Annotated in this window: 21 protein-coding genes and 1 pseudogene; 5 read left to right on the plus strand and 17 right to left on the minus strand. The window is 30.9% G+C overall.

All coding sequences use genetic code 11. The annotated features are described in order from the left end of the window. Positions 1-261: 261 nt before the first annotated feature. Both ACWPVO_RS04690 and ACWPVO_RS04695 read right to left on the minus strand, forming a co-directional pair. Positions 262-483, minus strand: coding sequence for a hypothetical protein (locus ACWPVO_RS04690; RefSeq protein WP_231723731.1), 222 nt, complete (start codon positions 481-483; stop codon positions 262-264). Positions 484-486: 3 nt separating this feature from the next. Further along, the gene (locus tag ACWPVO_RS04695) at positions 487-996 is read right to left on the minus strand and encodes an AAA family ATPase (RefSeq protein ID WP_454206886.1); all 510 of its coding nucleotides are present in this window, start codon (positions 994-996) and stop codon (positions 487-489) included. Positions 997-1106: 110 nt separating this feature from the next. Between ACWPVO_RS04695 and ACWPVO_RS04700 the strand changes: the two genes are divergently transcribed. Continuing rightward, on the plus strand, positions 1107-2573 hold the full coding sequence (locus ACWPVO_RS04700) for a helicase HerA-like domain-containing protein (protein ID WP_454206888.1): 1467 nt from the start codon (positions 1107-1109) through the stop codon (positions 2571-2573). 56 nt (positions 2574-2629) lie between these two features. Here ACWPVO_RS04700 and ACWPVO_RS04705 read toward each other — a convergent pair whose 3' ends face one another. From ACWPVO_RS04705 to ACWPVO_RS04725, 5 genes are all read right to left on the minus strand, one after another. Beyond that, positions 2630-3871, minus strand: coding sequence for a YkvI family membrane protein (locus tag ACWPVO_RS04705; protein ID WP_250342045.1), 1242 nt, complete (start codon positions 3869-3871; stop codon positions 2630-2632). 148 nt (positions 3872-4019) lie between these two features. Next, positions 4020-5129, minus strand: coding sequence for a hypothetical protein (locus tag ACWPVO_RS04710; RefSeq protein ID WP_454206891.1), 1110 nt, complete (start codon positions 5127-5129; stop codon positions 4020-4022). 96 nt (positions 5130-5225) lie between these two features. Further along, a complete protein-coding gene (locus ACWPVO_RS04715) occupies positions 5226-5459 on the minus strand; it encodes a hypothetical protein (RefSeq protein ID WP_454206893.1) in 234 nt (77 codons plus the stop codon). 229 nt (positions 5460-5688) lie between these two features. Beyond that, complete coding sequence (locus ACWPVO_RS04720; RefSeq protein ID WP_454206895.1) at positions 5689-7482, minus strand: oleate hydratase; 1794 nt, start codon at positions 7480-7482, stop codon at positions 5689-5691. 156 nt (positions 7483-7638) lie between these two features. Further along, positions 7639-8172 carry a TetR/AcrR family transcriptional regulator C-terminal domain-containing protein gene (locus ACWPVO_RS04725; RefSeq protein WP_454206897.1) on the minus strand — a complete coding sequence of 178 codons (534 nt, stop codon included), beginning with the start codon at positions 8170-8172 and terminating at the stop codon, positions 7639-7641. Positions 8173-8308: 136 nt separating this feature from the next. Between ACWPVO_RS04725 and ACWPVO_RS04730 the strand changes: the two genes are divergently transcribed. Continuing rightward, entirely contained in the window at positions 8309-9316 is a 1008-nt protein-coding gene (locus ACWPVO_RS04730; protein ID WP_454206899.1) for a potassium channel family protein, read from the plus strand. 38 nt (positions 9317-9354) lie between these two features. Continuing rightward, positions 9355-10257: a DMT family transporter gene (locus ACWPVO_RS04735; RefSeq protein WP_454206901.1), complete on the plus strand. Its 903-nt coding sequence runs from the start codon at positions 9355-9357 to the stop codon at positions 10255-10257. A 132-nt stretch (positions 10258-10389) separates the two neighbouring features. Here the strand turns inward: ACWPVO_RS04735 and ACWPVO_RS04740 are convergent, their stop codons facing one another. From ACWPVO_RS04740 to ACWPVO_RS04770, 7 genes are all read right to left on the minus strand, one after another. Further along, positions 10390-10887, minus strand: coding sequence for a methyltransferase family protein (locus ACWPVO_RS04740; RefSeq protein ID WP_454206903.1), 498 nt, complete (start codon positions 10885-10887; stop codon positions 10390-10392). A gap of 94 nt (positions 10888-10981) precedes the next feature. After that, on the minus strand, positions 10982-11608 hold the full coding sequence (locus ACWPVO_RS04745) for an L-2-amino-thiazoline-4-carboxylic acid hydrolase (protein ID WP_454206905.1): 627 nt from the start codon (positions 11606-11608) through the stop codon (positions 10982-10984). A gap of 31 nt (positions 11609-11639) precedes the next feature. Beyond that, positions 11640-12248: a class I SAM-dependent methyltransferase gene (locus ACWPVO_RS04750; RefSeq protein ID WP_454207188.1), complete on the minus strand. Its 609-nt coding sequence runs from the start codon at positions 12246-12248 to the stop codon at positions 11640-11642. 264 nt (positions 12249-12512) lie between these two features. Next, positions 12513-13538, minus strand: a complete 1026-nt coding sequence (locus tag ACWPVO_RS04755) for an acyl-CoA thioester hydrolase/BAAT C-terminal domain-containing protein (protein ID WP_454206907.1) — start codon at positions 13536-13538, stop codon at positions 12513-12515. A 437-nt stretch (positions 13539-13975) separates the two neighbouring features. Then, complete coding sequence (locus tag ACWPVO_RS04760) at positions 13976-15712, minus strand: ABC transporter ATP-binding protein (protein WP_454206909.1); 1737 nt, start codon at positions 15710-15712, stop codon at positions 13976-13978. Then, positions 15705-17423 (minus strand): ABC transporter ATP-binding protein, encoded by a 1719-nt coding sequence (locus ACWPVO_RS04765; protein WP_454206911.1) that lies wholly within the window; start codon positions 17421-17423, stop codon positions 15705-15707. Before ACWPVO_RS04765 ends, ACWPVO_RS04760 begins: the two co-directional genes overlap by 8 nt. A gap of 4 nt (positions 17424-17427) precedes the next feature. Next, positions 17428-18024 carry a TetR/AcrR family transcriptional regulator gene (locus tag ACWPVO_RS04770; RefSeq protein ID WP_005399330.1) on the minus strand — a complete coding sequence of 199 codons (597 nt, stop codon included), beginning with the start codon at positions 18022-18024 and terminating at the stop codon, positions 17428-17430. A 293-nt stretch (positions 18025-18317) separates the two neighbouring features. On the opposite strand from ACWPVO_RS04770, the gene ACWPVO_RS04775 reads away from it, so the two are divergent. Together ACWPVO_RS04775 and ACWPVO_RS04780 are read left to right on the plus strand one after the other, a co-directional pair. Next, positions 18318-18659 (plus strand): plasmid mobilization protein, encoded by a 342-nt coding sequence (locus tag ACWPVO_RS04775; RefSeq protein WP_454206914.1) that lies wholly within the window; start codon positions 18318-18320, stop codon positions 18657-18659. Between the two features lie 17 nt (positions 18660-18676). Next, positions 18677-20008, plus strand: a pseudogene (locus ACWPVO_RS04780) (relaxase/mobilization nuclease domain-containing protein). A gap of 17 nt (positions 20009-20025) precedes the next feature. Here ACWPVO_RS04780 and ACWPVO_RS04785 read toward each other — a convergent pair. From ACWPVO_RS04785 to ACWPVO_RS04795, 3 genes are all read right to left on the minus strand, one after another. Further along, positions 20026-20847, minus strand: coding sequence for a hypothetical protein (locus ACWPVO_RS04785; RefSeq protein ID WP_412412910.1), 822 nt, complete (start codon positions 20845-20847; stop codon positions 20026-20028). 427 nt (positions 20848-21274) lie between these two features. After that, positions 21275-23509, minus strand: a complete 2235-nt coding sequence (locus ACWPVO_RS04790) for a S8 family peptidase (RefSeq protein ID WP_454206916.1) — start codon at positions 23507-23509, stop codon at positions 21275-21277. Then, a complete protein-coding gene (locus ACWPVO_RS04795) occupies positions 23502-24569 on the minus strand; it encodes an ATP-binding protein (RefSeq protein WP_019189647.1) in 1068 nt (355 codons plus the stop codon). The genes ACWPVO_RS04790 and ACWPVO_RS04795 overlap by 8 nt, the downstream gene beginning before the upstream one ends. Positions 24570-24707: the final 138 nt, after the last annotated feature.

Below are 24707 nucleotides of genomic sequence, written 5' to 3' on the forward strand. Positions count from 1 at the left end.
AATTAATATAAATTGCCTACTACTTTATATTAACTTACATAAATAATAAATATTCAAAAATATTTAACTAAATGTAATGATACGGGAATTATTTTAGCATAAGTTTCCCTTTAGATAAATAAAAAATATTTTCAAAAAATAAAAATTTAACATTTCTTTGACATTGATACTATAAATTTAATTTATACATAAGTTTCTTTTTTGATAAGTTATAAATTTTTAAAGACAAAAAATAACCCCGATTATGTATCAGGGTTATTGTCAATCATCGAATAAAAAATTCATCATTCTTTCTGGATCATCTAAGAAGGCTTTAGTCACACTATAGGATTCTGTTTCCTTGTAGGACTTCTTCTCTATGCCAGCTTCGCTAAATTCATAAATATCTGCATTGGGATAGGCAAGTATAATTGGCGAATGACTTGCAATTATAAATTGAGTATCTTTTTTTACCAGTTCATCTATTATGCAGAGTAGCGACATCTGTTACGTTGGGGAAAGTGCAGCTTCAGGTTCATCGAGTAGGTAAATGCCCCTAGGTCTAAACCTATTTAGGATTAGGGACCTAAAACTCTCGCCATGGGATTGGTCATGAAGTGACTTACCTCCATAGGAATCATAAAAATTTGTGAAACCAGAGCTTGCGAGCTCCTCAACTTCTGTTGCAAGATTGTAAAAAGATTCAGCTCTAAGAAAAAATCCATCCTCTTCTCTTCTTGATCCTCTAGCAATTTCTAAGATTTTTCCAAGTTCTGAATGAGTTTCTTTTGTGGCAAAGTTAAAATTTTTGGATCCCCCTTCTGGATTTAGACCCAGGGCAACAGCTATGGCTTCAAGAAGAGTTGACTTACCACTTCCATTTTCTCCAACAAAAAAAGTTACAGGCTTATGGATTTTAATTCCCTGAAAATCTTTTAATGAAGGAATATTTCTAAGGTATGAATATTCTTCGAAGTCTTCTATATTTATTTTATAAATTTCTTTTAAGTATTCCATGGTATGACCTCACAATCTTTAATCAATTATATCATTTTTAAAAATTTATTTTATCAAGTCTTTTCTCTGCTATAATAAACTTAGATTATAAAGCTAATTAGGAGGCTCTTATGGATAAAATTTTAATTGGAAAGGGTAAGTTTGAAAATTACATTCTTCTCAATAAGGTGAACAGGCATGGACTTATTAGTGGAGCAACAGGATCCGGAAAGACTGTTACACTTAAGGTCTTAACTGAAGGTCTATCTGATGCTGGTGTCCCAAGTATTCTTGCTGATGTCAAGGGAGACCTTGTAAATATTTCTAAGCCTGGAGAAATGAATGACAAGCTAAGGTCAAGGCTTAATGAACTGGGTTTAGATGATTTTGATTTTAAGCCCTACCCTCTTAACATTTGGGATGTGTATCAAGAAGGAGGAATTCCTCTTAGGGTAACTATTTCTGAAATGGGTCCTCTCATGCTTTCAAATATCTTAGGCCTCAATGATACTCAAATGGGAGTTTTAAATATTGTCTTTAAGGTTGCCGACAGTGAAGGTCTCCTCTTAATTGATTTAAAAGACTTAAAGGAAGTTATAAATTATGTAAGTGATAACCGTGAGGTCGTTAGCAAAAATTTTGGAAACGTAGCTAGCCAAAGCTTGTCTGCTATTTCTAGAAAGTTACTCTTCCTAGAAGATGCTGGTGGAGATTTGTTCTTTGGAGAACCAGCAATAGACATTAATGACTTAATTAAAACTGATTCAGAGGGCAGGGGCCTTGTAAATATTTTAAAGGCAGATAAGCTTATTACAAATCCTCTTCTCTATTCAATGTTACTACTATATCTTCTATCAGAAATTTATGAAAACTTCCCAGAAGTTGGTGACTTGGATAAACCTAAATTGGTTTTCTTCTTTGACGAAGCCCACCTACTTTTTAAAAATACACCTAATGTCTTAAAGGATAAAATAATTCAAGTGGTAAGACTTGTTCGCAGTAAGGGTGTTGGAGTATTTTTCATAACACAAAACCCCTTGGATATTCCTGAAGAAGTTTCTTCTCAACTTTCCAACAGGATTATCCACCAGCTAAGAGCTTACTCTCCTAAAGAATTAAAAACTATTAAGGCTGTTGCTGATAGCTTTAGACAAGATGAGTCAATAGAGTTAAAAGAAGAAATTATAAATTTAAGGACTGGAGAGGCGATAGTATCCTTCCCTGATGAAACTGGTGCACCAAGCTTTGCAGACAGAGCTTTAATCTTGCCACCTCACTCCTCCTTCACGAACCTTAATGATATGGAATTAAAATCAATAGTTGAGTCTTCTTCCCTCTACTCTAAATATAAAAATTCTATTGATAGGGAGTCTGCTTATGAAGTTCTTAAAGATAGGATTGAGAGAGAAAAAATTGATAAAGCTCGCGAAGAAGAATATGAACTTAGAAGAAAAGAACTTGAAAAAGAAAGGAAGTCTTCTCGCAAGCAAAAGTCCTACATCGACAAGGGGATTGACTCCATGTTAGGAACAATAACAAGATCCATTGGTCGTGAAATAGCTAGAGGAATACTTGGTTCAATGAAAAAGAGAAGATAAATATTTTTGAATTTAAAAAAGACTGGATGAAACTTTTAATCTCTCCAGTCTTTATTTTAATTATTGTTTTCTTCTTCCAGCTCTTCTTCTATCTCTTCTTCTACAGCCTCTTTTATCTTATCGTCGTCAATAATAGATGCTTCTGCTAGCTTATCTAACTTTTGCCTATCTTTTCTACTAAATTCCAAATCATCGTCTAGTTTTTTTCTTGTAAGTTCTTCTATCTGATCACGTTTTTTACTTTCAGATTTTATTGAATCTCTCTCTTTAAACCAGGCTACAATTAAAATTAAAATTAGGGCAGTTCCTAAGAAACCAAGTATTGGATAAAGTATTGCCATTAGTTTTTTGAATCCCATAAAAGAAAGTCCAAATCCCAATAGGGTGAAAATTATTAAATTTCTTTTGAACTTCTCTTCTGTCAGGGACAGTCTTCTTGCAGCAGAGTAGAATAATGAAATGGCAGTATTAAAAATCATTCCAAAAATAACTAAAGACATTGCAAGTCCCAAGTAGGGATTAATATTATTTAATATAACTTGCATGGGAATGTCTGCATCTATTACATCATTAAGCCCTAAAAATACTGTTATACCAACTAGAAATGTTAAGATTGCAACGAGACTGCCACCTAACATTCCACCGGCTCTTGCCTGTGACGAGTCAGTCCTAGTACCGCCGAGTACAAATGCCATAGAAATACTTGAAATCATACAAAGTCCAAAATAATTTATTGTGGAAATATAAATATTAGGTAGTGATGCTTTTAAAGTTTTTCCAAGGGCATCTAGGGCTTGAAAGTCTGGATTTGAATTTACTATTGTGTGGATAGAGCCTACTAAAGTAAAAACTAAAATTAGAGGAGTAAAAAGTCCAATTACTTTAGTTACTTTTTCAAAGTCCATCATTCCTACTACTATAATCAATATTGTACATATTAGTGAACCCACCCATGATTTCAAACCAAATTGTTGGTTTAAGTTGGAGCCTGCACCTGCTATCATTACAAAGCCCATTAAAAAACAGTTTAGAAGTAGTGCGAAGTCCATAAACTTTGTTACAAATTTTTCTGAAACTTCTTCTAGTACATCTATGTGACTTTCTGCTATAAAGTGGCTTCCCAGTTGAAGGATAATTCCACCTACAAAAATGTGTAGAATTCCAACTACTATTAGCCCAAAAATTCCTGGTTTCCCAAAGGAAACAAAATATTGCATAAGTTCTTGACCACTGGCTAGGCCTGCTCCTGTAAGTACGCCAACATAGGCCAGTATTATGCTTATGGTTTTCTTATTCATTAGTTCTCCTTAATCTCAAATTAATAATCGAACTCTTATATGTTATCACAATGAGAATATATTACAAATTTGTAGACTTTGTTTCTTTAAGAAAATAAAAAAAGAAAGTAATTTTAGCAAGTACTTTCTTTTCTTAATATTTATAAACTTATTCTTCATCATACTTCTCAAGTATAAATTTTGTCTTCTCTAATGGAAAGGGTACATCTTCTTTATAAAAGTATTCTACTTTATCGACAAAAGCTACTGCTTCATGGTTGTCAGGTCCCACAGGTACTAGGACTAAATCACCTTCTTCTATCTCATCATCTTCAGTCCTATAGTAGTAGGTCTTCTTGCCACTTCCAAAGTCAAGACTGCAATAAATATATTGATCTTTTAATCTTCTAAATTTTTCGTAAAATTTAGGATTTAAAATTTCTTCAAAGTTATAAAAGCTTAAAGATTCCAGAAGTATTTCAGCAAAGTCAGGAAAATCTTCTGGTAAGCCTCTCTTGTCAAAATCTCCTTCAATAATTCGCTGTGGCTTCTTCTCATAATCAATAGTCATCTTATATTTTCTTATCTCGTCGGGTATTCCTATAGCATCTTCAGGATTTCCTTTTATCTTTTTAAACAAATCTTCTTCTTTAAAATTATCAAAAATAGAATCTATTAATCCTTCCACCTCAAATTTTTGATAAACTTTGCATTCTTCGCCAATTATTTTGTTATGCTCTATTGTGTTTTCTTCCCTATTAATTATTATTGATTCCTTATAATCCCATATTGCACGATCAAAATTTTTATCAAAAAGAAATCTATCGATAGGAATTTCTGTAACCCTATTGTAGTCAAGAGTAAGTTTTTTTATTCTATCAGTCTTAGCTTGTCCATCAAAAACAAATAAGTCCATTCTTTCAAGCAAGGTCCTTATAAAAAATGATAAATAAGCAAGATCCTCATGCTGGTTTTCAAACAGGGGTCCATTAAATCTATATTTTTTTCCTTCTGTGTTTTCTATTACTGCGTCCCATCTACCTACGTCCATAATCATAAGTTCAAAGGGATCGTACTTATCTCCAAAATATTTTTTAAGTTCATAAAAAATTCTGAAAGCTTCCTCTGTTCTAATTTTGAAGTCGCTTCTTTCAAAATTTTTATCTCTTCCCACTTGATTAGTATATTTATAGGACTTAATTGAAACTCTTCCTTCAATATCTAGGTAAATATCTTGTCTTACTACTTGACCTTCTTTAGGAAAAAGTCCGAAAGACATAGCATCCGATTTTAAAATAAAACTTTTAATCTCCCCTTTAAATAAGAATTTATCCTTTGCTGCAAGCTGATATAGATGATTTAGAGTCAATATAAATCAATTTATATTATCCTCTTTTAATATCTCACTTTGGTCATAAGCCCAGTGGTTGAAATATCTCCAATTAAGAAAAATAACAGAACCCAAAAGATCAATTTCATTAACTTCATCAATAATTTCTTTTAACTTAGCTAACTTACTTGTCTCATTTCCATATTTTCTAAGAAACTCATGTCCTAATTCCAAAGAAAATCCAAGATCCATGCACTCTTCTGCCATTGAAAAGTCCATTAAATCTTTAAGTTTCGGCTCTTTATTTCAAAATTTTTTCAACCACTTATTTGAAAAATTACAAATTTTTTTGAAATCTGTCACACTATTCCACCCCACTTGCTTTAAGCTAATAAATTATTATTTACTCTTATTATATTATAAATAACACAAAAAAATCTCTTAAGATGCTTAGACCTCAAGAGATTTTTCTTATTATATGCTATTTAAGTATTTAATCTTGTATGCTTTATATAATATTAAATTCTTTTAACATTTCTTCTATATCTGTTCCTTTAATAAGTTTTGCAACTTTCATCTTTTGTAGTGGTGAAAGTGGAAGATCTGGTTTTTTGCCATCTGATAATGCAACCATACCGTTTAGAAGGTATCTTAAATCATATCTTGATGCGAATACTTCCGGTACAGCCTTTTCTACTCCGCAAAGTACATAAACTGCTTCCATTGCTGTTCTACCAGAATATTCTGTTGTGAATACTGTATCTCTTCCTGGATCATCTAGAGTTTCTGCAAATTGTCCTAAAAAAGCAAAGTTAACTCCACCCTTTGGAACTACGTAAGGTCTGTCGCCTGCTTTTCTTGGCATAAATTGAGCTGTGATATATGGCATCATTACAGGTACTGCTGTACATGTTTCAGCAAGAGCATCAATTTCATTTACAGGTACGCCAATGTGGTATAGCCATTCTTTTGTAATTTCCTTACCTGTACAATCTCTCATTTTCTTCTTGATATAGTCACCTTCAACATCTGTAAAGAGTCCGTAAACCCAAACACATACATCATTTTCAGGTTGTTCTGGATATTGACCTTGTCTGTTAATTGTCCAAGACATTAACCAACTTGAATCAACACATGTTACAATACCACCTGTTACAGTTTTTCCACCATAAGGACTTCTCTTAGTAATTTTTTCAATATATTTTGGAACGGATTCATCGTGACAAGTTACTGTACAAGATTCCCAGTTACTCTTTTCTACATCGGAGCAGAATACTTCAGGATTACCAAAGTCATCAGATTTTTTTGCTATGTTTTTCCACATTTCCCAGCAACCAGTTTGTTCGTCACTAAGTTCTGCTGGAGTATTGTCATCTCCATAGCTAGAATTTTCAGTCATTGATCCATTAGTAATAAAGACTAAATCATTTTCTGTTAAGTCAATAGACTTGTCATTTCCATCTTTATCTTCAGCTATAATTTTTGTTGCAACTTTTCTATTTTCTGAAATATCAAAGTCAACATCAGTAACCTTAATGTTGTATTGGAATTTACATCCGTGATTTTCAAGATATTTAACCATTGGTTTTACGATTGAATTGTATTGGTCATATCTTGTAAATCTAAGGGCAGATAAATTTGTAAGTCCTCCAACGTGGTGGATAAAACGATTTAAATATAATTTCATTTCTAGAGCAGAATGCCAGTTTTCAAAGGCAAACATTGTTCTCCAAAGTGTCCAGAAGTCTGAGTTTAAAAGTCCATCTGAGAAAATATCTTCAATAGCCTTATCTTCAAGTAGTTCATCTTGAGTCATGCAAAGTTCAGCAATTTCTTTAACTTGATCTTGAGTTAGATTAAATTTACCATCGTCATAACGTTCACCTTGTTTGTGGGTTATACGGCAATTACTAAAGTTTGGATCATCGTAGTTTGTGTAAAAATAATCGTCTAAAACACTCATTTCTGGGTCTTCTAAACTTGGGATTGAACTCCAAATATCCCATAGACATTCGAAGTGAGCTCCAGTTTCTCTACCACCACGAGCAACATATCCTCTAGTATCCATGTAATCACCGTCAAGTGAACCACCAGGAATATCTAATTGTTCTAAGAAAGTAATTTTTTTACCTTCCATGTGAGCATCTCTAATTAAGAAACAAGCTGCAGTAAGTGATGCAATTCCTGTTCCTACTAAGTAAGCAGATTTTTTTTCAATTCCTGCTGGCTTTCTAGCTTTTACTAATCTTTGAAAATCTCCATTAGTAAGTTTTAATCTCTTATCATGAGTCTTTAGTTCCATAACATCCTCCTTAAATAATTCTTTATCATTCCTTCTATCTTTATTAAAACATTGTTCTGATAAAGTATCATCTCTCAAAAGAGGATTCTTGGGTAACTTTTACTCAATTTCAAGAGATTGGGTAAGTTTTTCTAACTTTTCACTGCGTTTTAAAGACTATAATATATTACCATCCATTAACTTCCCCAACCTGCGTGTAACAAGTTTAGGATCTGTCTTCATATCAGTGGCCACCCACTCAACTAAAGATGAACTGAGAGCACATTGATAAAAATAAGCAATAAGTTTTATATCAATTTCTTGAGCTTTTGTATCCTTGGCAACTCTTCTCACATATTTTCTCATTATTTCGCCTGAAATAGAAAAAATATATTTTTCTAATTCAATTTTGTAATCAGACTCATACATATGCTTTACAACTTTTTTATTATCCAAGATAAATTTTTCAGCAGATATAAAACTCTCTTCCCAAGATAGGGTTTCATTAAACTCTTTGATTACATCTTCAAGTTCTTCATCAAAAATTTCTTTAACAAGTTGTGGTAAATTTTCATAATGATAATAAAAAGTTTTTCTTTCTATTTTGCATTGTTTTGCTATTTCAGTCACAGTAATATTATGTAAACTCTTTTTATTCAAAAGTTTTATAAATTCTTGCTTTATTAGATTTTTTGTATAATTTTTCGCCATAAGACTCCCCTCTTATAAATTCATATATATTAACCATTTTTAAAATTATTAAATAGATAAATTAGAATATTATATAGCTTAAACTTCTAGTCTTTTATCATGTATTATAATATAATCTCAAGTATAGGAGAAGCTTATGGACGAGAAAAGAAAAATTAAATTTATTTTATATGCATTTTCCCTCTTGCTTATCATAGGCACAGTGGGTTATATGATTTTATCAGATGTAGATATTGTCGACGCCTTATACATGACAGTTATAACTGTATCTACTGTTGGCTTCGGTGAAGTTGGCACAACTAGCAATTCTTCAGAAATATTTTCAGTTATAATGATATTTTTAGGAGTTGGTCTCTTTGGTTATGCTTTTACAACTCTTGTTGCTATGTTTGTTGAAGGTAAGGTTTCTGATTTATGGAAGGGAAGTAAAATGGAAAGAAAAATTTCTGCTCTAAGTGATCATTACATAATATGTGGATCTGGAGAGCTTGCAGAAGTAATCATTAAAAAGTTTATAGATGAAAATTTAGACTTCGTAGTAATAACAGATAAACGAGAAGACCTTGATGACTACAGTCACCACAATATATTAGTTGTTGAAGGACAATCAACTGAAGAAAGTGTCTTACTTCATGCAGGAATTGAGAAGGCAAAAGGTCTTGTTGCTACAATGGAAACCGAGGTTGATAATATTGTTACAGTTCTTACTGCAAGAAATCTCAACAATAAAATTTATATAATCTCTAATGCAATTACAAAGTCAGGTAATGAAAAATTATTAAAAGTTGGTCCTAATAAAACCCTGTCAGCCATGGAAATATCTGGCAACAGGATGGCATCATTAATGATTAAACCAAATATTATTTCTTTTCTTGATGTTGTCACAAGAGTTGGAGATGTAGAACTTGACCTTGAAGAAGTTATCGTAAAGAAAGGATCTTATTTAGAAAACAAAACATTAATTGAAGCAGAAATACCAAGAAAAACTGGTCTAACTGTTTTGGCAATAAAAAAGATTGAAGATGAAAAGATACTCTTTAACCCTCCTATTGATTATACTTTTAAGATTGGCGATGTCCTTATAATACTTGGACGAGAAGAGCAAGTTGATAAGCTTAGAAATTTAGGAGATGAAATAAAATAATTTATATATAAGTTTAAACATTATAGGGGGAAATTTGATTGAAGAACAAGAGTAAGATGAGGGGTTTATTTTTTGCATCTTTAGGTGCTATGAGCTGGGGAATATCTGGTGTGTGTAGTCAGTATCTTTTTATGAATTATGATGTTGATTCATCTTGGTTAACGGCTATACGTATGGTCTTATCAGGGATCCTACTTTTAATTTTATCAGCCTTTAAAGATAAGGATAAAATAATAAAAATTTGGACAATTCCAAAAGATGTTGGATGGCTTTTTGCCTTTTCCATTTTAGGACTCTTAATGTGTCAGTACACTTATGTAAGTGCTATAAAATATTCAGACTCAGCAACTGCAACAGTCCTTCAAAGCCTTAACGTAGTTATAATGATCGTCTTTATGTCCATAGTGACAAGAACAAAAATGAAGTTCTCGCAAGTTCTAGCTGTTTTTTTAGCTGTGTTAGGAACCTACTTAATCTCAACTGGTGGAAATCCCCGAAACATGACAATTTCTACAGCAGGGCTTATCTTTGGATTGTTATCTGCTGTGGGAGTTATCACATATACACTTTTTTCCAGACCTATTATTGTTAAATGGGGCAACATACTTGTAACTGGTTGGGGTATGCTCATCGGTAGTCTTGTAATATCCATAATTACCAAGGCTTGGATTATACCAAAGGATCTTGACTTCATAGCATGGCTAATGATAGCAATTATAATAGTAGTAGGCACTGCTGGTGGCTTCTCCATCTTCCTTGAAGGTGTAAAGCATATTGGTCCAGTTAAGGCAACCTTAATTGGATGTCTTGAGCCAGCTTCAGCTACTTTGCTTGCTGCTATATTCTTAGGAATGAGATTTTCATTAGTAGAGTTAACAGGTTTTTTCTGTATACTCTTGACTGTCTTTTTATCAGTTAAAGACAAAGAAGCAGAAAATTAAGTTAGATTTTATAAAAATTTTTATAAGGCCTTTCTATTTATTTTATAAGTATCAAAATGTAATTATTATTCTGTAATAAGACAAAAGCATCTAGCTTTATGGTGACTCCATAAGGATAGATGCTTTCTTAATTCAATTATTTTTTCTTCTAAACCAAGGGATTGCTCTATTTACTTCATTTAAATATATTTCATATTCTTTCCCAAATTCATTTTTTAACCATCTTTCTTCTGTGTTTTTCATCAATATTGTTAGGTAGGCCCAGAAGACAAAGGGCAGTATTAATAAAATATAGTTTGCTGTGAGTAAAAGAATTCCTGTAAAGATAAATATAAATGCTGAGTAGACAGGATTTCTTACAAATCCGTAGACTCCACTTGTAATCAACTTTTTCTCTTTAACTTTTTTATTTATTTTTTGAACTATTACAGCCTCTATCCATAAATATAAGCCAAATAGTATTAGGAGAATTCCAAAAACAATAAAAAATATTTTTCCCTCGGTAAATTCTCCTGCATATAAGTATCCTTTAATATGTAGATATACTCCTAACATTGTTAAAAATAAACAGGTTAGTACATAAATTGGTCCGACCCCAAAAGCTGGCATTTTAAATTCTTGTGATTTCATTTTCAAGCCTCTGTGATTATTATAAATTTAATATTTTCATTTGTTCCACCATGTAAATTGATATTACCGAAGTAAAGCTTCTTTAAAAAATAAATCATTCCCTATCGCCAGTTATAAAATAATCGCAACATTTTGCTCCATTTGCTATGGTATCTTTTCTGTGAAGCACTCCATGTTGAAAACTTATCATAAGCTCGTCCAACTCACAAAATAGAGGCATTAATTCAGCTACCCCTAGTTTATTTGTGTAGGCACAAATTGGACAACGAGTAATTCTATAATAGCATGCACCCTCATAGGGTTCTCCCTCAAAATCAACTTTAAAGGATGTTGGATATAGCTTTTCTTTTTCCTCTGTGTACCACTTGTAATACTTAAGTATATTTTTCTTATTTGCCTTTTTTCCCCTTTTAGTATTAAGATCAGTTAAGGAGAAAAACCATCTAAGTGAATAAAGGGCTCTTCTCATCATTTCTTGTACTATTTCAGGTGGAATACTTTTCTCACTTGCTATATAAGGAGCAACAAAAGCAAGGGCAAACATCTCATTGTATGCCATGGGATTGTCATCGCCTATATCATCAGCCTCTTCTATTAATTTTCGATAAACTATCTTACTTTTTTTGATTATTTCTCTAGCATAATCATGTCCATAATTTTCTAGTAAGACTTTTTTCATAGGATATTTAAATAGATTGAAATAAAATCCATGGTATTTCATAATTTATCCCTTGCACCTTTCTTTAAATTATTTACTTTGTTGCAATAAATATGATTTGTTCCTTTTTATCTAAATAATACTCACATTTAAAACCAATATCTGTGAGCATTTTTGTCAAATCCTTTGGTGTGTAAACTTTAAGATTTATAACTTTCGATAGTTTCCTAACATCTTTTCTTTTCATAGAAGATACTTCATTGCATATTAAAAATTTTCCATCTTTCTTTAGCACTCTATAAATTTCCTTAAAGCATTCCTCTATATCACTCCAGAAATAAATAGTTTCAAAAGCTGTAACAACATCTATTGATTCATCTTCAAATGGAAGGCTTTTTACATCTCCTAATAGGATTTTACATCTTCCAGACTCTATTGCCTCTTTATTTCTCTCACTTGTCATTTTTACACTTGCTTCTGAGTGATCAAGGCCATAAACTTTATCAGCTTTAGTCAAAAAATATTCTATGTTTAGACCTCCACCACATCCCAAATCTAGGACAGTATAATCTTCACAAATATTTAAGTAAGACCTACCCCACTTTGCTAATTTTTCATGCCCCTTATTCATACTCTTTAACATAAATCTTCCACAAAAATTATCTTTTGGCTTTCTAAAATTTTCTAAGAAACGCTTAAACATATCCACCTCCGATTGATATTAATTATCACCTGTATTATATCACTTTTCATTATTTTAAACACAAATACTATTTATATTAATTAAGCGAAAATAAAATAATGACCTCATTAATTTTGCGTTTTCAATCAAAATATTTGGGGAAACCATAATCTATTAGTCTTTCTTTATTTTAAAAACATTTACTTACATTTTTTTCTTACATTTTTGGCACTAAAAAGACGATAGATTATTATTTCTACCGTCTTTAAATATCTAAGTAATCTTCTATTTATGGTTTTCATTTAAGAAAGCATCAATAGCTTTTATTGATTCGATTTTTGCTTTTTTATTGTCTTCAGCTGTTCCACCCGTTGCAATCCTCACATTTTTTATATTAATGATCCCATTGCCAGCAAATATATGCCCTGCACCTTTATAAGAATAAATCTTTACCTTAGGATTTTCTTCTTTTATTTTATTTGCCATGGCAAGACTATCCCACATCAAATCATCCTCGCCTACTATCATTAATATATTCGCTTTGACATCTTTTACTGGGATTAGTTTTTCTTGGCTTGATGAGTCTTTCTCTATTGCACTATTATAAGTATCTTTAAAACTAATAGGACTTTTAATAATGGCTGGAACAATAATATTTTTCAAAAATGACTTAAGTGATGATTTTTTAATATCTATATAAGGAAGCTCCTTTCCTTTATATGTCCATGATGAACCATAATCTTTAAAATCTAGACCAGCAAAAGTATAAGATGAAGGTGCTATTAAAACCAAGTTATCTATCTCATGATATTTGCTAGCCAAATTAAGTGCATATTCTGATCCTTTTGACGCCGCCAAAATACTTATTGGTTTATTATCTTTTACATTTTTATTTATATAATTGATAACATCTTCAAATTGTTCTAAGGGAATTCTTCTCAGAGTTTGTTCTTGATTTCTCATACCATACATAAATAAGGCAAAAGTTTCATAACCCTCCTCAGCTAATCTTTTTGCATTATCAAAATTTGGACTTCCGTCAGAACCTCCAAAACAAATTACAAGGCCCTTATGTAATTTTTCTTTGGGTACAAATCTAAAGCCTTGCATTCTACCTTCATCAACATAGGTTACATCAACTCCGTCAGTAGCTATGGGATAAAGACTTATATCATTTACATCTTTATAATATTCAGGTAATTTCAAGTTATTGCTATCTTTATACTTATGGTCATTGTAAATTCTAAGAATAAAAACCAAAGCCAGTAAAATAATAACAATTGAAAAAATTCTAAAAAATATTTTTTTCATTTTATATACTTCCTTTGTAATAATATGAGGCTTCTACTAATATCTAACAAAAATTTAATTGTACTTATTATATCATCCTTAGTGTATTAATTACATTAGCAACAACAATACATTAATAAGTCCTATTAAAAGATGAATTACAATTGAATTCCCGGCTTTCTTATAAAGTTTGATTGAGTCTTTTTGACCTATCCTTCTTCGTCTTTGTCGAAGACAAAATACTTATAAAACTACATAAAATACAAGATAACTAAATTTAAATCTTTTGTATTAAGATTACACTCTCAACATACATTGTCTTTTGCTATAGTATTTTTGAGTTTTAATGATTAATTTGAACATAAAAAAAGGACTTATGCTCTAAAGCATAAATCCTCTTTTCTAAATTTTACTTTTTAAAGAATTTAATCTTTCTTCCATCAATTATTTAATTTCCATCAATTATTTAATTTCCATGATTCTGCCTTAGCTTTTGCATTGATAAGGTCAGAATAAAGTCCATTATTTTTAATCAGTTCTTCGTGATTTCCACGTTCTACTATTTCTCCATCTTTTAATACTAAAATCTGGTCAGCATTTCTAATTGTCTTTAACCTATGAGCAATCATTATTACTGTCTTATTTTTTGTTAATGATTCTATTGCTTCTTTAAGTTTATCTTCATTTTCTGGGTCTATATTTGCTGTTGCTTCATCAAATATTATGATGTCCGCGTCTTTTAGCATGGCTCTGGCTATGGAGATTCTTTGTTTTTCTCCACCAGATAGGCTTGCTCCACCTTCCCCAATGATAGTGTCATATCCTCCTGGTAAAGCTTCTATAAATTCATGGCACCTCGCCTTCTTTGCAGCTTCTACAACCTCTTCATGGCTTGCATTTTGTTTTCCAAATTTTATATTGTTTTCAATAGTGTCTTCGAAGAGATAGACGTCTTGAAATACCATGGAAATTGAATTCATAAGGTTTTCTATCTTATAATCCTTAATATTCTTTCCACCAATTAAAATTTCTCCAGAATTTACATCCCAAAATCTCGCTATTAGATTACAAAATGTTGTTTTACCAGATCCAGATGGACCAACTATGGCAGTCATGGTATTTTCTTTTATCTCTGCTGATACATTTTTTAAAATTGGTCTATCATCATAAGAAAAGCTTACATTTTTAAAAACTATATTGTGATTTTTTATAGGTTCTGTAATACTTCCTTCTTTCATATCTTCCATATCATTTACATAAGAATAAGAATCTATTGCATTCTCAACCATTCTTAGCATTGCAATAGCAGATCCAGATGTAATAAGTCCGTCAAATATTACAAAACTTGCTATAAGTATCATAATAGTATTGACTATTTGACCATTTTCAACAAAATATAATTTTATTGAAATAAACAACATCAAACAAATTGTTATAGCTATTATGATTTTAGCTAATAAACTATATGGCATTATAGTTTTTTCTAAATCAAAAGAATATTCACTAGCACTATCAAAGCTCTTGTCAAGTTTTTTATTATTACTTCCTCGTAGATTATATGATTTTATAATTTGCATTCCTTGCAATGTTGATAAGACTTCTTTGGTAAGTGATACCTGAATCTCATGAATCTTATCTGCATTTTTACTTGACCTTTTTTGCATACGAGCAATGATCATTAAAAATACAATAGAACCAACTATTGCTACAATACCTACCTTATAAGAAAACAAAAATAAGGATAAGATAAAAACAATAGCATTAAGCATGCCACCGAAAACCATAATACACAAAGTTGGAACCCAAGTCTCTACATTATCTAAGTTAGTAGTCGCAATAGTTGTTAAATTTCCTAAACTTAAACTTGAGAAGAATCCCATGGGAACTTTTTTTATTTTTTCACCTAATTCAATTCTCTTGTGTCCAGCCATAAAATATCCGGCATGTGTTTGTTTGAGCATAGAGGAATTTTTTGAAATAATTACTCCGGCTATACTAATTAATAAAAATAAACTTGATATTCCTATTGTTTTAAAGCTTATATCCTTGTTTACTATCCCAAAAATCGCATAATAAATGGCTGCAAATTGTAGAGCATTAAAAATAGAACCAAAAAAATTAGCAAAGATTGATTTTTTTAGATACACTTGTTCTTCAATAGAAAAATTCCATATTTTTTTAAAAACACTAAGCATTTTCTTCTCCTTTCAAGGCAATTTCCCAAAGATTGTGATAATCTTTTGATTCCTTCAAAAGCTCTTCATGACTTCCTTTACATGCAAGTTCTCCATTTTTAATTACAAATATATTATCTACATCTGTTATTGTCTTTAAACGATGGGCAATTATAATTAGAGTTTTCCCTTTGACAAGCTCTGATATTGCATCTTGAATCAAGGCTTCATTTTCAGGATCGATATAAGAGGTAGCCTCGTCTAAAATAACTATTGGAGCATTCTTTATCATAGCTCTTGCAATTGATATTCTTTGCCTTTCTCCTCCAGACAAATGTTTACCAGCTTCTCCTACTCTTGTATCATATCCATCTGACAACTTCATTATAAAATCATGGCAGGCTGCTTTCTTACATACTTCAATTATTTCCTCATCACTAGCATTTTTATTTCCTATTCTGATGTTATCTTTAATTGACATATCAAAAAGAAAATTATCTTGTGCTACATAGGAAATAATAGTAGATAGCTTTTCAAGGGACATATCTTTAATATTTACATTTCCTATACTTATAGAGCCACTATCTACGTCCCAAAATCCTGAAATTAGTTTTGCAATAGTCGACTTACCCGAACCCGATTCGCCTACTAAAGCATTCACACTTCCTTCTTCTATGTTTAAATTTATATTGCTTAGGACTTGCTTGTCTTTTTCATAAGAAAAATCTACGTTTTTTATCTCTATATTATGATTTTTTATATCTAAATTTGCATTTTTATGAGATAGTTCTCTCGCACAAAGTATATTTTTAATCTCTTCGAAAATAGTTGACATTCTTCCAATATCATCTTCAAAAGTCATTACTCTCATAATATTTTGGATAGTCCCAAAAGAAAGGATTATCAATGTTAAAAATACACCACCATCTAGTGAACCATTCATACAGAAATATAACCCAAATGGTATAATTGTCAAAATACCAACTGGAGCAATAGACATACTTATCGCATAGTCTCTTGTATTTTCTCCCATCCAATCATAATAGTAATTTGCCTTTTTATACACATTGTCCCTGTACTTTCTATATGATTTTTCGCCTTGATTAAATGTTTTAATAACCTCTATTCCATTTATATATTCAACCACAGAATTATTCATATCTTGTCCAATTTTAACTGCTTGTGGAAACTTTACCTTCATTCTTTTCATGGGCCCTGCCATAAAAAATCCACCAATAACTAATGGAATTAAAGATATTAAACTTAGCCTATAATCTAAAATTAACATGTAAACAAATAATATTATAGGTCCGACTAAATTAGCTGTCATCTCAGGTATTATATGAGCCAATGTTGTTTCAGTATTATCAACTTGATTTACAATTATGTCTTTTAACTTACCAGTAGATTCATTCAATATATCTCCTAGTGGCATATTAAATAATTTTTCCATAAGGCTTTTTCTTATATCTCGTATTATTTTATAGGCTGTTTTATGAGAAATCATTGTTGACAAAAACATAAACACTTCTTTGATTATAAGACATAAAAGTATAAAGAAAATTTTATTTATATAGTAATAAAAATCTTGGCTACCATCAATTAATGATATAATCATCTTACTTAGAATAATATATACAAAAAGATTTGAAATTACTCCAAGTATTGCAAACAAGACAGAAATAAAATATGGTGCTTTATTTCTCTTAATGTATTTTTTTAATAGATCCATAAATTTAACTCCTTTCGTCATCTTTTTTCATAACATTTGTAAAATAAGTCTCTATCATTTCAGTTAGATATTTCTTATTTTTTACAAAATTCTCACGTGCATTCAAAATTTCGCAAGCCATCAATCCAGAATTCATAATATTAATCATAAATTCAAATGTTTCATCAGAAGGTAACTCGTTAAACAAAGTAGAAAACAATTCTTTAAATACTTGTATGGACTCTTTTTTTATTTTCACATATAGTTTTTTCAGATCATCATTTTCTTTTAACTCACATAAAAACATAACATAAAGCTTTACATAATCATTATCTGCAAGTATCTTGTCTATAATCATTCTTGAAAACAACTGTGGACTTAATATTAATCCTTCATCATAACTTGATTTTTGAACAATATCTTTTCTATTTAAATTACCTTCCATCATAATGTCGTATAAGATTTCATGCGTAGAACCATAATGATGATACAAGCCACCTCTAGAAAGCCCAGTAGCTTCCATAATGTCATTCATAACTGTATTTCTAAATCCCTTATCCAAAAAGACTTTAATAGCTGCTTGTCTAATCTGCTTTTTTCTTTCATCAGCTTCCATTTTCATTTCATAAATAACCTCCAAACCGACACTCTTGTCGGTATTATTGTATCAACTCTGATAATCATTGTCAATAGCTTCGCTTATACTTCTTTATTAATTTCTTTAAATGTGGTATAATCAATAAAATTGGATAAAAGCTTAACGCTTATAACTTTAATAGCAAGCACAGTAAGTGTACGGACACTTACGAAAAAATTGATGGAGCAGACCTTTACGGAATGCTCCATTTTTTTTAATTTTTACCTTGTTAAGGAGAACCCTAAGACCCCGAAATATATTTTATAAAGGATAACAAAATGGCAAATAGATTTAGAAATGAAAGAATAGAAATAAAACTAACTGAAGAAGAAAAGGCTCTTTTTGAAGAGAAAAAAAGACTTGCGAAGTGTAGAAACATGAGCCATTTCATCCGCAAATGCGTTTTGGGAAAGGAAATTTATCAAGTGGATTTAGAGCCTTTCAGAGATTTACAAGGCTTACTTTCTAACGCAACAAACAACATCAATCAGATTGCAAAGCGAGTAAATTCGACAGGTGTAATCTACAAAGAGGACATCGGTGATATAAAAAAAGAGATTGAACATTTCTCAAAAGAGCTGTGGCAAATTCATTCACTACTTCTGAAAAGAACATCTTAAATGGAAGGTGAATAATAATGGCTATTACAAAAATACACCCAATAAAATCGACTCTTAATCTTGCTATCGACTACATTGTAAATGGAGATAAAACAGACGAGCAGCTTTTAGTAAGCACTCATAAATGCCACGAATCAACTGCTCACACGCAGTTTTTAAGGACACGAAATAACGCAGGAACAAAAGGAACCGTTCTTGCAAGACATCTCATTCAATCATTTTTACCGGGAGAAACAAGCCCTGAATTGGCTCACCAGATTGGTATGGAGCTGTGTAAAAAGATACTCAAAGATGAGTACGAATTTGTCTTATCTACCCACATAGATAAAGGACATATCCATAATCATATCATCTTCAATAATGTAAATATGGTTACCGGCAAATGCTATCAGTCCAACAAGAAAAGCTACCACCAAATCAGGTATCAGAGCGATAAGTTATGCAAAGAAAATAATCTATCCGTCATTGACGAGTTTTACGAAAGCTATAAGAAAAAATATAATATTAAAGGTAAATCTTGGTATGAAAACGAACAGGCAAAGCATGGCACTTCTTGGAAAAGTAAACTTCAATTTGACATTGACAGAATGATAAAACAGTCAAAGGACTGGGACGAATTTTAAAGAAGATGGCTAATCTTGGCCATGAAATCAAATACGGTAAGCACATTGCTTTTAAGTCAAAAGATAAGGCGAGATTTACAAGGACTAAAACAATCGGAGAAGATTATACTGAAGAAAGATTAAAAGAACGAATTGCAGAAAGAGAGTTTATCAAGACTCCCGACGTCAAAAAACGCATTGGCAATGTTATTGACATGAACACCAATGCAAAGGTAAAAGAAAGCAAAGGCTACGAATATTGGGCAACCAAACATAACCTTCATACAATGGCTGAGTCTATAATCTATATCAGAGAACATGGCATTAAATCCGTTAAACAGCTTGACGAGTATATTCAAAAAGCAGCCGATGAAGGGCAAAATATACAAGAGAAAATCAAGGCTATTGATAAGGAAATGCAGAAGCTTTCCACCACTATGGAGCAAGTTCATACCGTAAAAAAAATACAGAGCGTGCTACAAGGAATATACTGCTAATCCGTCTGACAAGACATTTTTTGAAGAGTACAAAGCTCAAATTACTCTATATGAAAATGCCCTTTCAGAGCTTAAAAAATCTTATTCCAAGCTCCCAAATTCAAAGAATATTTTAGCTGAGCTTGATAAATTACAAGAAAAAAAGAATACCCTCATGCAAGAGTATTCTTCCTCAAAATCGACTATGGACGAACTTTATCAAATACGAAAAAACTATGGAATTTACATGGGTAAGGAGATGGAGAGATAATCTTTTGAGTTTTTCTATTATCTCAACAAAAAATTATGAACAGCGTTTAAAGTCAGTAAATATGATAAAACTGAAAACAATATTACCAAAAAACTGAGAAAAGAAACCGATTCAAATCGTTTTGTTTTAGAAATAAATTTGCGAATTACTTGTATCGGATTTTTCTTTTTTCTATCAATATAGACACTGAATACACGCAACAATAAGGTATAAGATATCATTTGTTGAATTACTCCTATAGATACACCTAAAATTTTATATACTGATATAAAAAATTTTCTTGTATCAACTATTGAAGGACTCATTGTTACCACCATTTCCTTAATGTTAAATCCATAATACAATGTTAATGTGGAAACAACTATTGAAACAATAATAAATTTAACGGTAACTTTTTGAACTTCCTTGCTAAAAGATATAATAAATAAAAATATAATAGATAATATTAAAGGTATAAGCCCAAACCACTTTAAGAACAAAGATATATACTCTACATATTCTTTAAAAAAATTAACAATTATAGAAGCAATCAATGCTCCTACAATAATAATTCCCCATACATCATTATCACTCGAATTTTGACTGTATACATATTCCTTTTTTCTTTTTGAAACATAATTATATTCTGGAGAATCGATAAAAGAAGTTTTTGTAGATATTTCTATATTTGTACTAAATATCATTACCATTAAATTTTTAAATTTGGAATTTAAAAATTTAATTTTCTCAACAAGTATTCTTAGAACTAAAATTAAAAAACCTAATATCAGCGTTTTAATAATATCTTCAGGTATTGCTTTTACCAATCCCCATAACCAATATATAATTGTATCAGGCATAGTCATCACTCCCTCTAATCCTTTTCTAATATCATATCTAATAATTATATACTAATGCAGTAATCCTAAATTTTTCAATGCCTCCATTAGCTTGAATCGGTATGTTGCCAAAATACATTGCTGATGTTTCTTTATAAAATCCCTCACAACAATATAATCTAAATAAATTAAGCATTGCCAACTCATATTCTTCTTTAGACAAACAAAGATGTTCTCGTACAACATTGCCATCTACGTACGAATTTTTTTATACCTAAGATTATTTCTATTCTGTATCCTAAGCTTCCCTCCTATACCACAACTGTTAATTTCTATTTCATATATCTTATCTTGATTCTCCATATCTCTTCACCTCTTATACTTGCTATAATTTTTATAAATATTCCATACCATTCCATTTACTGTCGATAGTGCAAAAAAACATATACTATTCCCACTTAATTTCTTCATTAACTTTTTGGTGAATATCTACTCTATTAACAACATCGATTTCATTTACTAACCAACCATTTAATGTACAACTTCTGATAAATTCATCAATTCTATTAACTCCATTCATTTCTTTGAGTGTTACAACAACACCAAACCTAACTCCTATACCATCTTGAGGAGCTAATCGGTTATTTGTCTTTACTTCCATACCCCAGTTTTTATTTCTATAAGAGTCTTTTGGTATCATTCTTTTTGTAGCACTCTCTGCAATATACTTTACATTATCCCATTTTCTAAAATGCTTTCTGGCTTCACCTTCCAAAAGATAATTTCTTTCTCCATCTAAGGTGTCTTCTGTATTCTGTTTATCCCCTTTAATATCCTTGATTTTTTTATCATCCCCTATTCGTCCAAAATGTAAATTTAATTCCGTATTTGTATAATCAACACCTTGCAATCTATCGCACAATGGAAAATAACACATCGTAGCCTTCGCAATATATGGATACTTATTATCCTTTAGAGGAACTGGAAAATCATAGTTATAAGTATTCCATTTTTCACTAATATCTGATACCACAAATTTTATTTCATCATCTTTTGTTTGAATAATATCGTTTATATGAATTGGTACAACTCCATGCCCATATAAAGCAACTTCCTCAGGCGTCGGTTTTTCATCCCAACCTCTTGCAGCATCAATAATCATGGCTTTTGCAACTTCTCTATTAAGTCCCAACACATCAATTAAATAAGATAATTTCCTCGCAATCCAAGGTGCAGCATAAGAAGTACCAGCAACATTCACAGCACCTAAAGGTTCACAAACCCTAATGTACTCTTCTTCACTGCCACCATAATAGCTCACATCAGGCTTTGCAAAGAAAGATAATACTAATCCTTTACGAGCATATTTAGTAGACAGACCATTCTTACTAACTGAATTTACAACTATGCTATTAACAGAATCTGCCGGAGAGCCTATTTTTACTATATCTTCACTTGGTTTATTTGTTCCTGCAATAACAAATATTACATTGTTTTCAAACTGAATTTTATCTAATATTGCAGCTTCAGCAGAAATAAAATTATCATTAATTTCCTGATTACTACCAAGTGAAATATTCCAGACTTTTATATCTGAATTATTTATTACAATACTCTTTATTTTCTTTATTATTGAAAAGGAAGAAAATTCAGCACCTACCGCTACTCCAAAATGCCTAACCTTAAATCTTCCACAGCCATCGTCTAGCCAAGGATTTAATCTTGCTCCATCAACAATAATGGAAGATACTGCTGTCCCATGATTATAATCTTTTGGTTTTTTTGGTATATCTTCTGAGACCATGTCATGATATTCAACCCAATCCCTAAAATAAACACTTTCATCAAATAAGGTATCTATCACACCAATTGTTGGTTCAATAGTTGGGGATGATATAGTTACCATTTTTGTTTGATACTCATTTATAAAATCATCAGGTGATAAACTTGACAAATCAACGGTTGCCATTGAAACAAGATAAGGTACTTTTTCAAAAAGTAGTTCTACCTGCTTTTCGTCTAAGTAAACAGTTTGATTATCTAAAATTCTGCTACTTAAAATATCTATCCCTAATCTTTCAAATAATAATTTTGTATCTTTTCTTACATCATACAAAGTTATAATGCTCTGCTTTACATCTATCGTAGGTAACTCTACCTCAAAAGAATCAATATATGATACATCTGCAATCACCTGTTTAAATATTGACATACTCACAGAAAAGTCTTTAAAAACTCTTGGATTGACAATATTTTTATCTTCAAATATGCTCTTATTAATCTTTCCTGCAAATTTTTTAGACAATATATTTGAAGTATCTGTAATCAACTCTATACTTTTAGTCAAATCATACTCATCAAGAAAATATGTGATGATATGTTTGCTCTTATCTCTATTAAATTTTGCACCAACAATTGCATCATTAGAAGTCGTCCCTTTAAAAAGTCCTGCAATTCGATTACTTTTCGCAACAATTTTATTATAATAAACACTAATTAAAACTCCTTCAAATGGCTTTGTTTCTTTATCCCAAAATTCTTTAATTTGGCTTAACTGAGATTTTAACCTTAATAAATGCTCTGTACTGACTTCCACTCTCCCATTCATGGCTACACCACCGCCATTAACATTTCTACGTGCTTGTACAAAGCGTTTCCCTTTTAATTCCAAAACATTATTCACTATCTACTTCCTCCTTTTTCAGTTTTCTTGATACAGCACTTTTAGACTCCCCTTTTAACTTTTCTATTTCTCTTACAGTAAATCCTTCTTCATGAAGTTGGCTTATGTCCTTTTGATCCAGGTTTCCTATCAAACTATTATACAATCTTTTCAAATAATCATACTCAGAACCAACATCACTAAATGCAAGTGATGTTTTTATAATGTTTTTTAATTCTCCGGGATAAGGTATTTTCTTTGATATTCTCAATATTTTTTTAAATAATCTTGCATCCTTGGATATTCCTTTAAAATTCTTGATAAATGAAGAAAAATAATATTCAGCAACTTCTATTAAATCCTCATCGCTATACCTATTGAAATTAATAACAGCATCAAATCTCCTAATTAATGCTTTATCAAAATTTGAATATAGATTAGTTGTTGCAATAAGCACTATCTCTTTATTAAGATCTGTTAATCTATCTAATTCTCTTAAAATTGTAGATGTTACTCTTCCCATCTCTCTAATATCATTAGAATTAATTCTATCCAGAGCGATAACGTCAATCTCATCAAATAAAACTACTATTTTATTCGCATTTGGAAGCATATTTATTTCTTTAAAGACTTTTATAATATTTTTATTGGTCTGCCCCAACTTACTATCTATCAAATTTTCAAAATCCACTCTAAAAAGAGAGCGATCCAACAATCTTGCAACATTTTTTGCTGCCTCTGTTTTTCCACTTCCCGGTAATCCTTCAAATAAAAATTTATTAATACCAACATTATGATTTACAGCATTAATAATACCTTTTATATCCTCTGTTATTTCAAGTGGTAAATTTAAAGCCTCTAAATTTCTTATTTCAACTTGCTTTAAAAACTCACTTTCAAAATCACTACTTTGTGGTGAATATAAATTTGATTCAGATATTAACCCCATAATATATTCAGATAACTGATAATCTCCTATGCTATCAAAATATCTTGCTATTGCTATAGCCTCATTTCTAAAGGAATTTTCATTCCTTTCCACATGGTATTTTATTAAATTCAGAACATTTTGTTTTTTCATATTGCCATACCTCCTAATTTCTTTATCATTATATCGCAAATCGGGACGTATTTCTACGTTTATGGGACAAATATTTAGATTTATATGCCTAAAGTTATATTATCCTTTCTTCATAAAAAAAGAGCAGCCTTTTAAGCT

This window comes from Peptoniphilus sp. Marseille-Q6390 (assembly GCF_965119475.1).

Bases quoted from the DNA above. Each gene is read 5' to 3' on its own strand.
- ACWPVO_RS04690 (WP_231723731.1), bottom strand. From the start codon at position 483: ATGTCGCTACTCTGCATAATAGATGAACTGGTAAAAAAAGATACTCAA.
- ACWPVO_RS04695 (WP_454206886.1), bottom strand. From the start codon at position 996: ATGGAATACTTAAAAGAAATTTATAAAATAAATATAGAAGACTTCGAA.
- ACWPVO_RS04700 (WP_454206888.1), top strand. From the start codon at position 1,107: ATGGATAAAATTTTAATTGGAAAGGGTAAGTTTGAAAATTACATTCTT.
- ACWPVO_RS04705 (WP_250342045.1), bottom strand. From the start codon at position 3,871: ATGAATAAGAAAACCATAAGCATAATACTGGCCTATGTTGGCGTACTT.
- ACWPVO_RS04710 (WP_454206891.1), bottom strand. From the start codon at position 5,129: ATGTCTTTCGGACTTTTTCCTAAAGAAGGTCAAGTAGTAAGACAAGAT.
- ACWPVO_RS04715 (WP_454206893.1), bottom strand. From the start codon at position 5,459: ATGGACTTTTCAATGGCAGAAGAGTGCATGGATCTTGGATTTTCTTTG.
- ACWPVO_RS04720 (WP_454206895.1), bottom strand. From the start codon at position 7,482: ATGGAACTAAAGACTCATGATAAGAGATTAAAACTTACTAATGGAGAT.
- ACWPVO_RS04725 (WP_454206897.1), bottom strand. From the start codon at position 8,172: ATGGCGAAAAATTATACAAAAAATCTAATAAAGCAAGAATTTATAAAA.
- ACWPVO_RS04730 (WP_454206899.1), top strand. From the start codon at position 8,309: ATGGACGAGAAAAGAAAAATTAAATTTATTTTATATGCATTTTCCCTC.
- ACWPVO_RS04740 (WP_454206903.1), bottom strand. From the start codon at position 10,887: ATGAAATCACAAGAATTTAAAATGCCAGCTTTTGGGGTCGGACCAATT.
- ACWPVO_RS04745 (WP_454206905.1), bottom strand. From the start codon at position 11,608: ATGAAATACCATGGATTTTATTTCAATCTATTTAAATATCCTATGAAA.
- ACWPVO_RS04750 (WP_454207188.1), bottom strand. From the start codon at position 12,248: ATGTTTAAGCGTTTCTTAGAAAATTTTAGAAAGCCAAAAGATAATTTT.
- ACWPVO_RS04755 (WP_454206907.1), bottom strand. From the start codon at position 13,538: ATGAAAAAAATATTTTTTAGAATTTTTTCAATTGTTATTATTTTACTG.
- ACWPVO_RS04760 (WP_454206909.1), bottom strand. From the start codon at position 15,712: ATGCTTAGTGTTTTTAAAAAAATATGGAATTTTTCTATTGAAGAACAA.
- ACWPVO_RS04765 (WP_454206911.1), bottom strand. From the start codon at position 17,423: ATGGATCTATTAAAAAAATACATTAAGAGAAATAAAGCACCATATTTT.
- ACWPVO_RS04770 (WP_005399330.1), bottom strand. From the start codon at position 18,024: ATGAAAATGGAAGCTGATGAAAGAAAAAAGCAGATTAGACAAGCAGCT.
- ACWPVO_RS04775 (WP_454206914.1), top strand. From the start codon at position 18,318: ATGGCAAATAGATTTAGAAATGAAAGAATAGAAATAAAACTAACTGAA.
- ACWPVO_RS04785 (WP_412412910.1), bottom strand. From the start codon at position 20,847: ATGCCTGATACAATTATATATTGGTTATGGGGATTGGTAAAAGCAATA.
- ACWPVO_RS04795 (WP_019189647.1), bottom strand. From the start codon at position 24,569: ATGAAAAAACAAAATGTTCTGAATTTAATAAAATACCATGTGGAAAGG.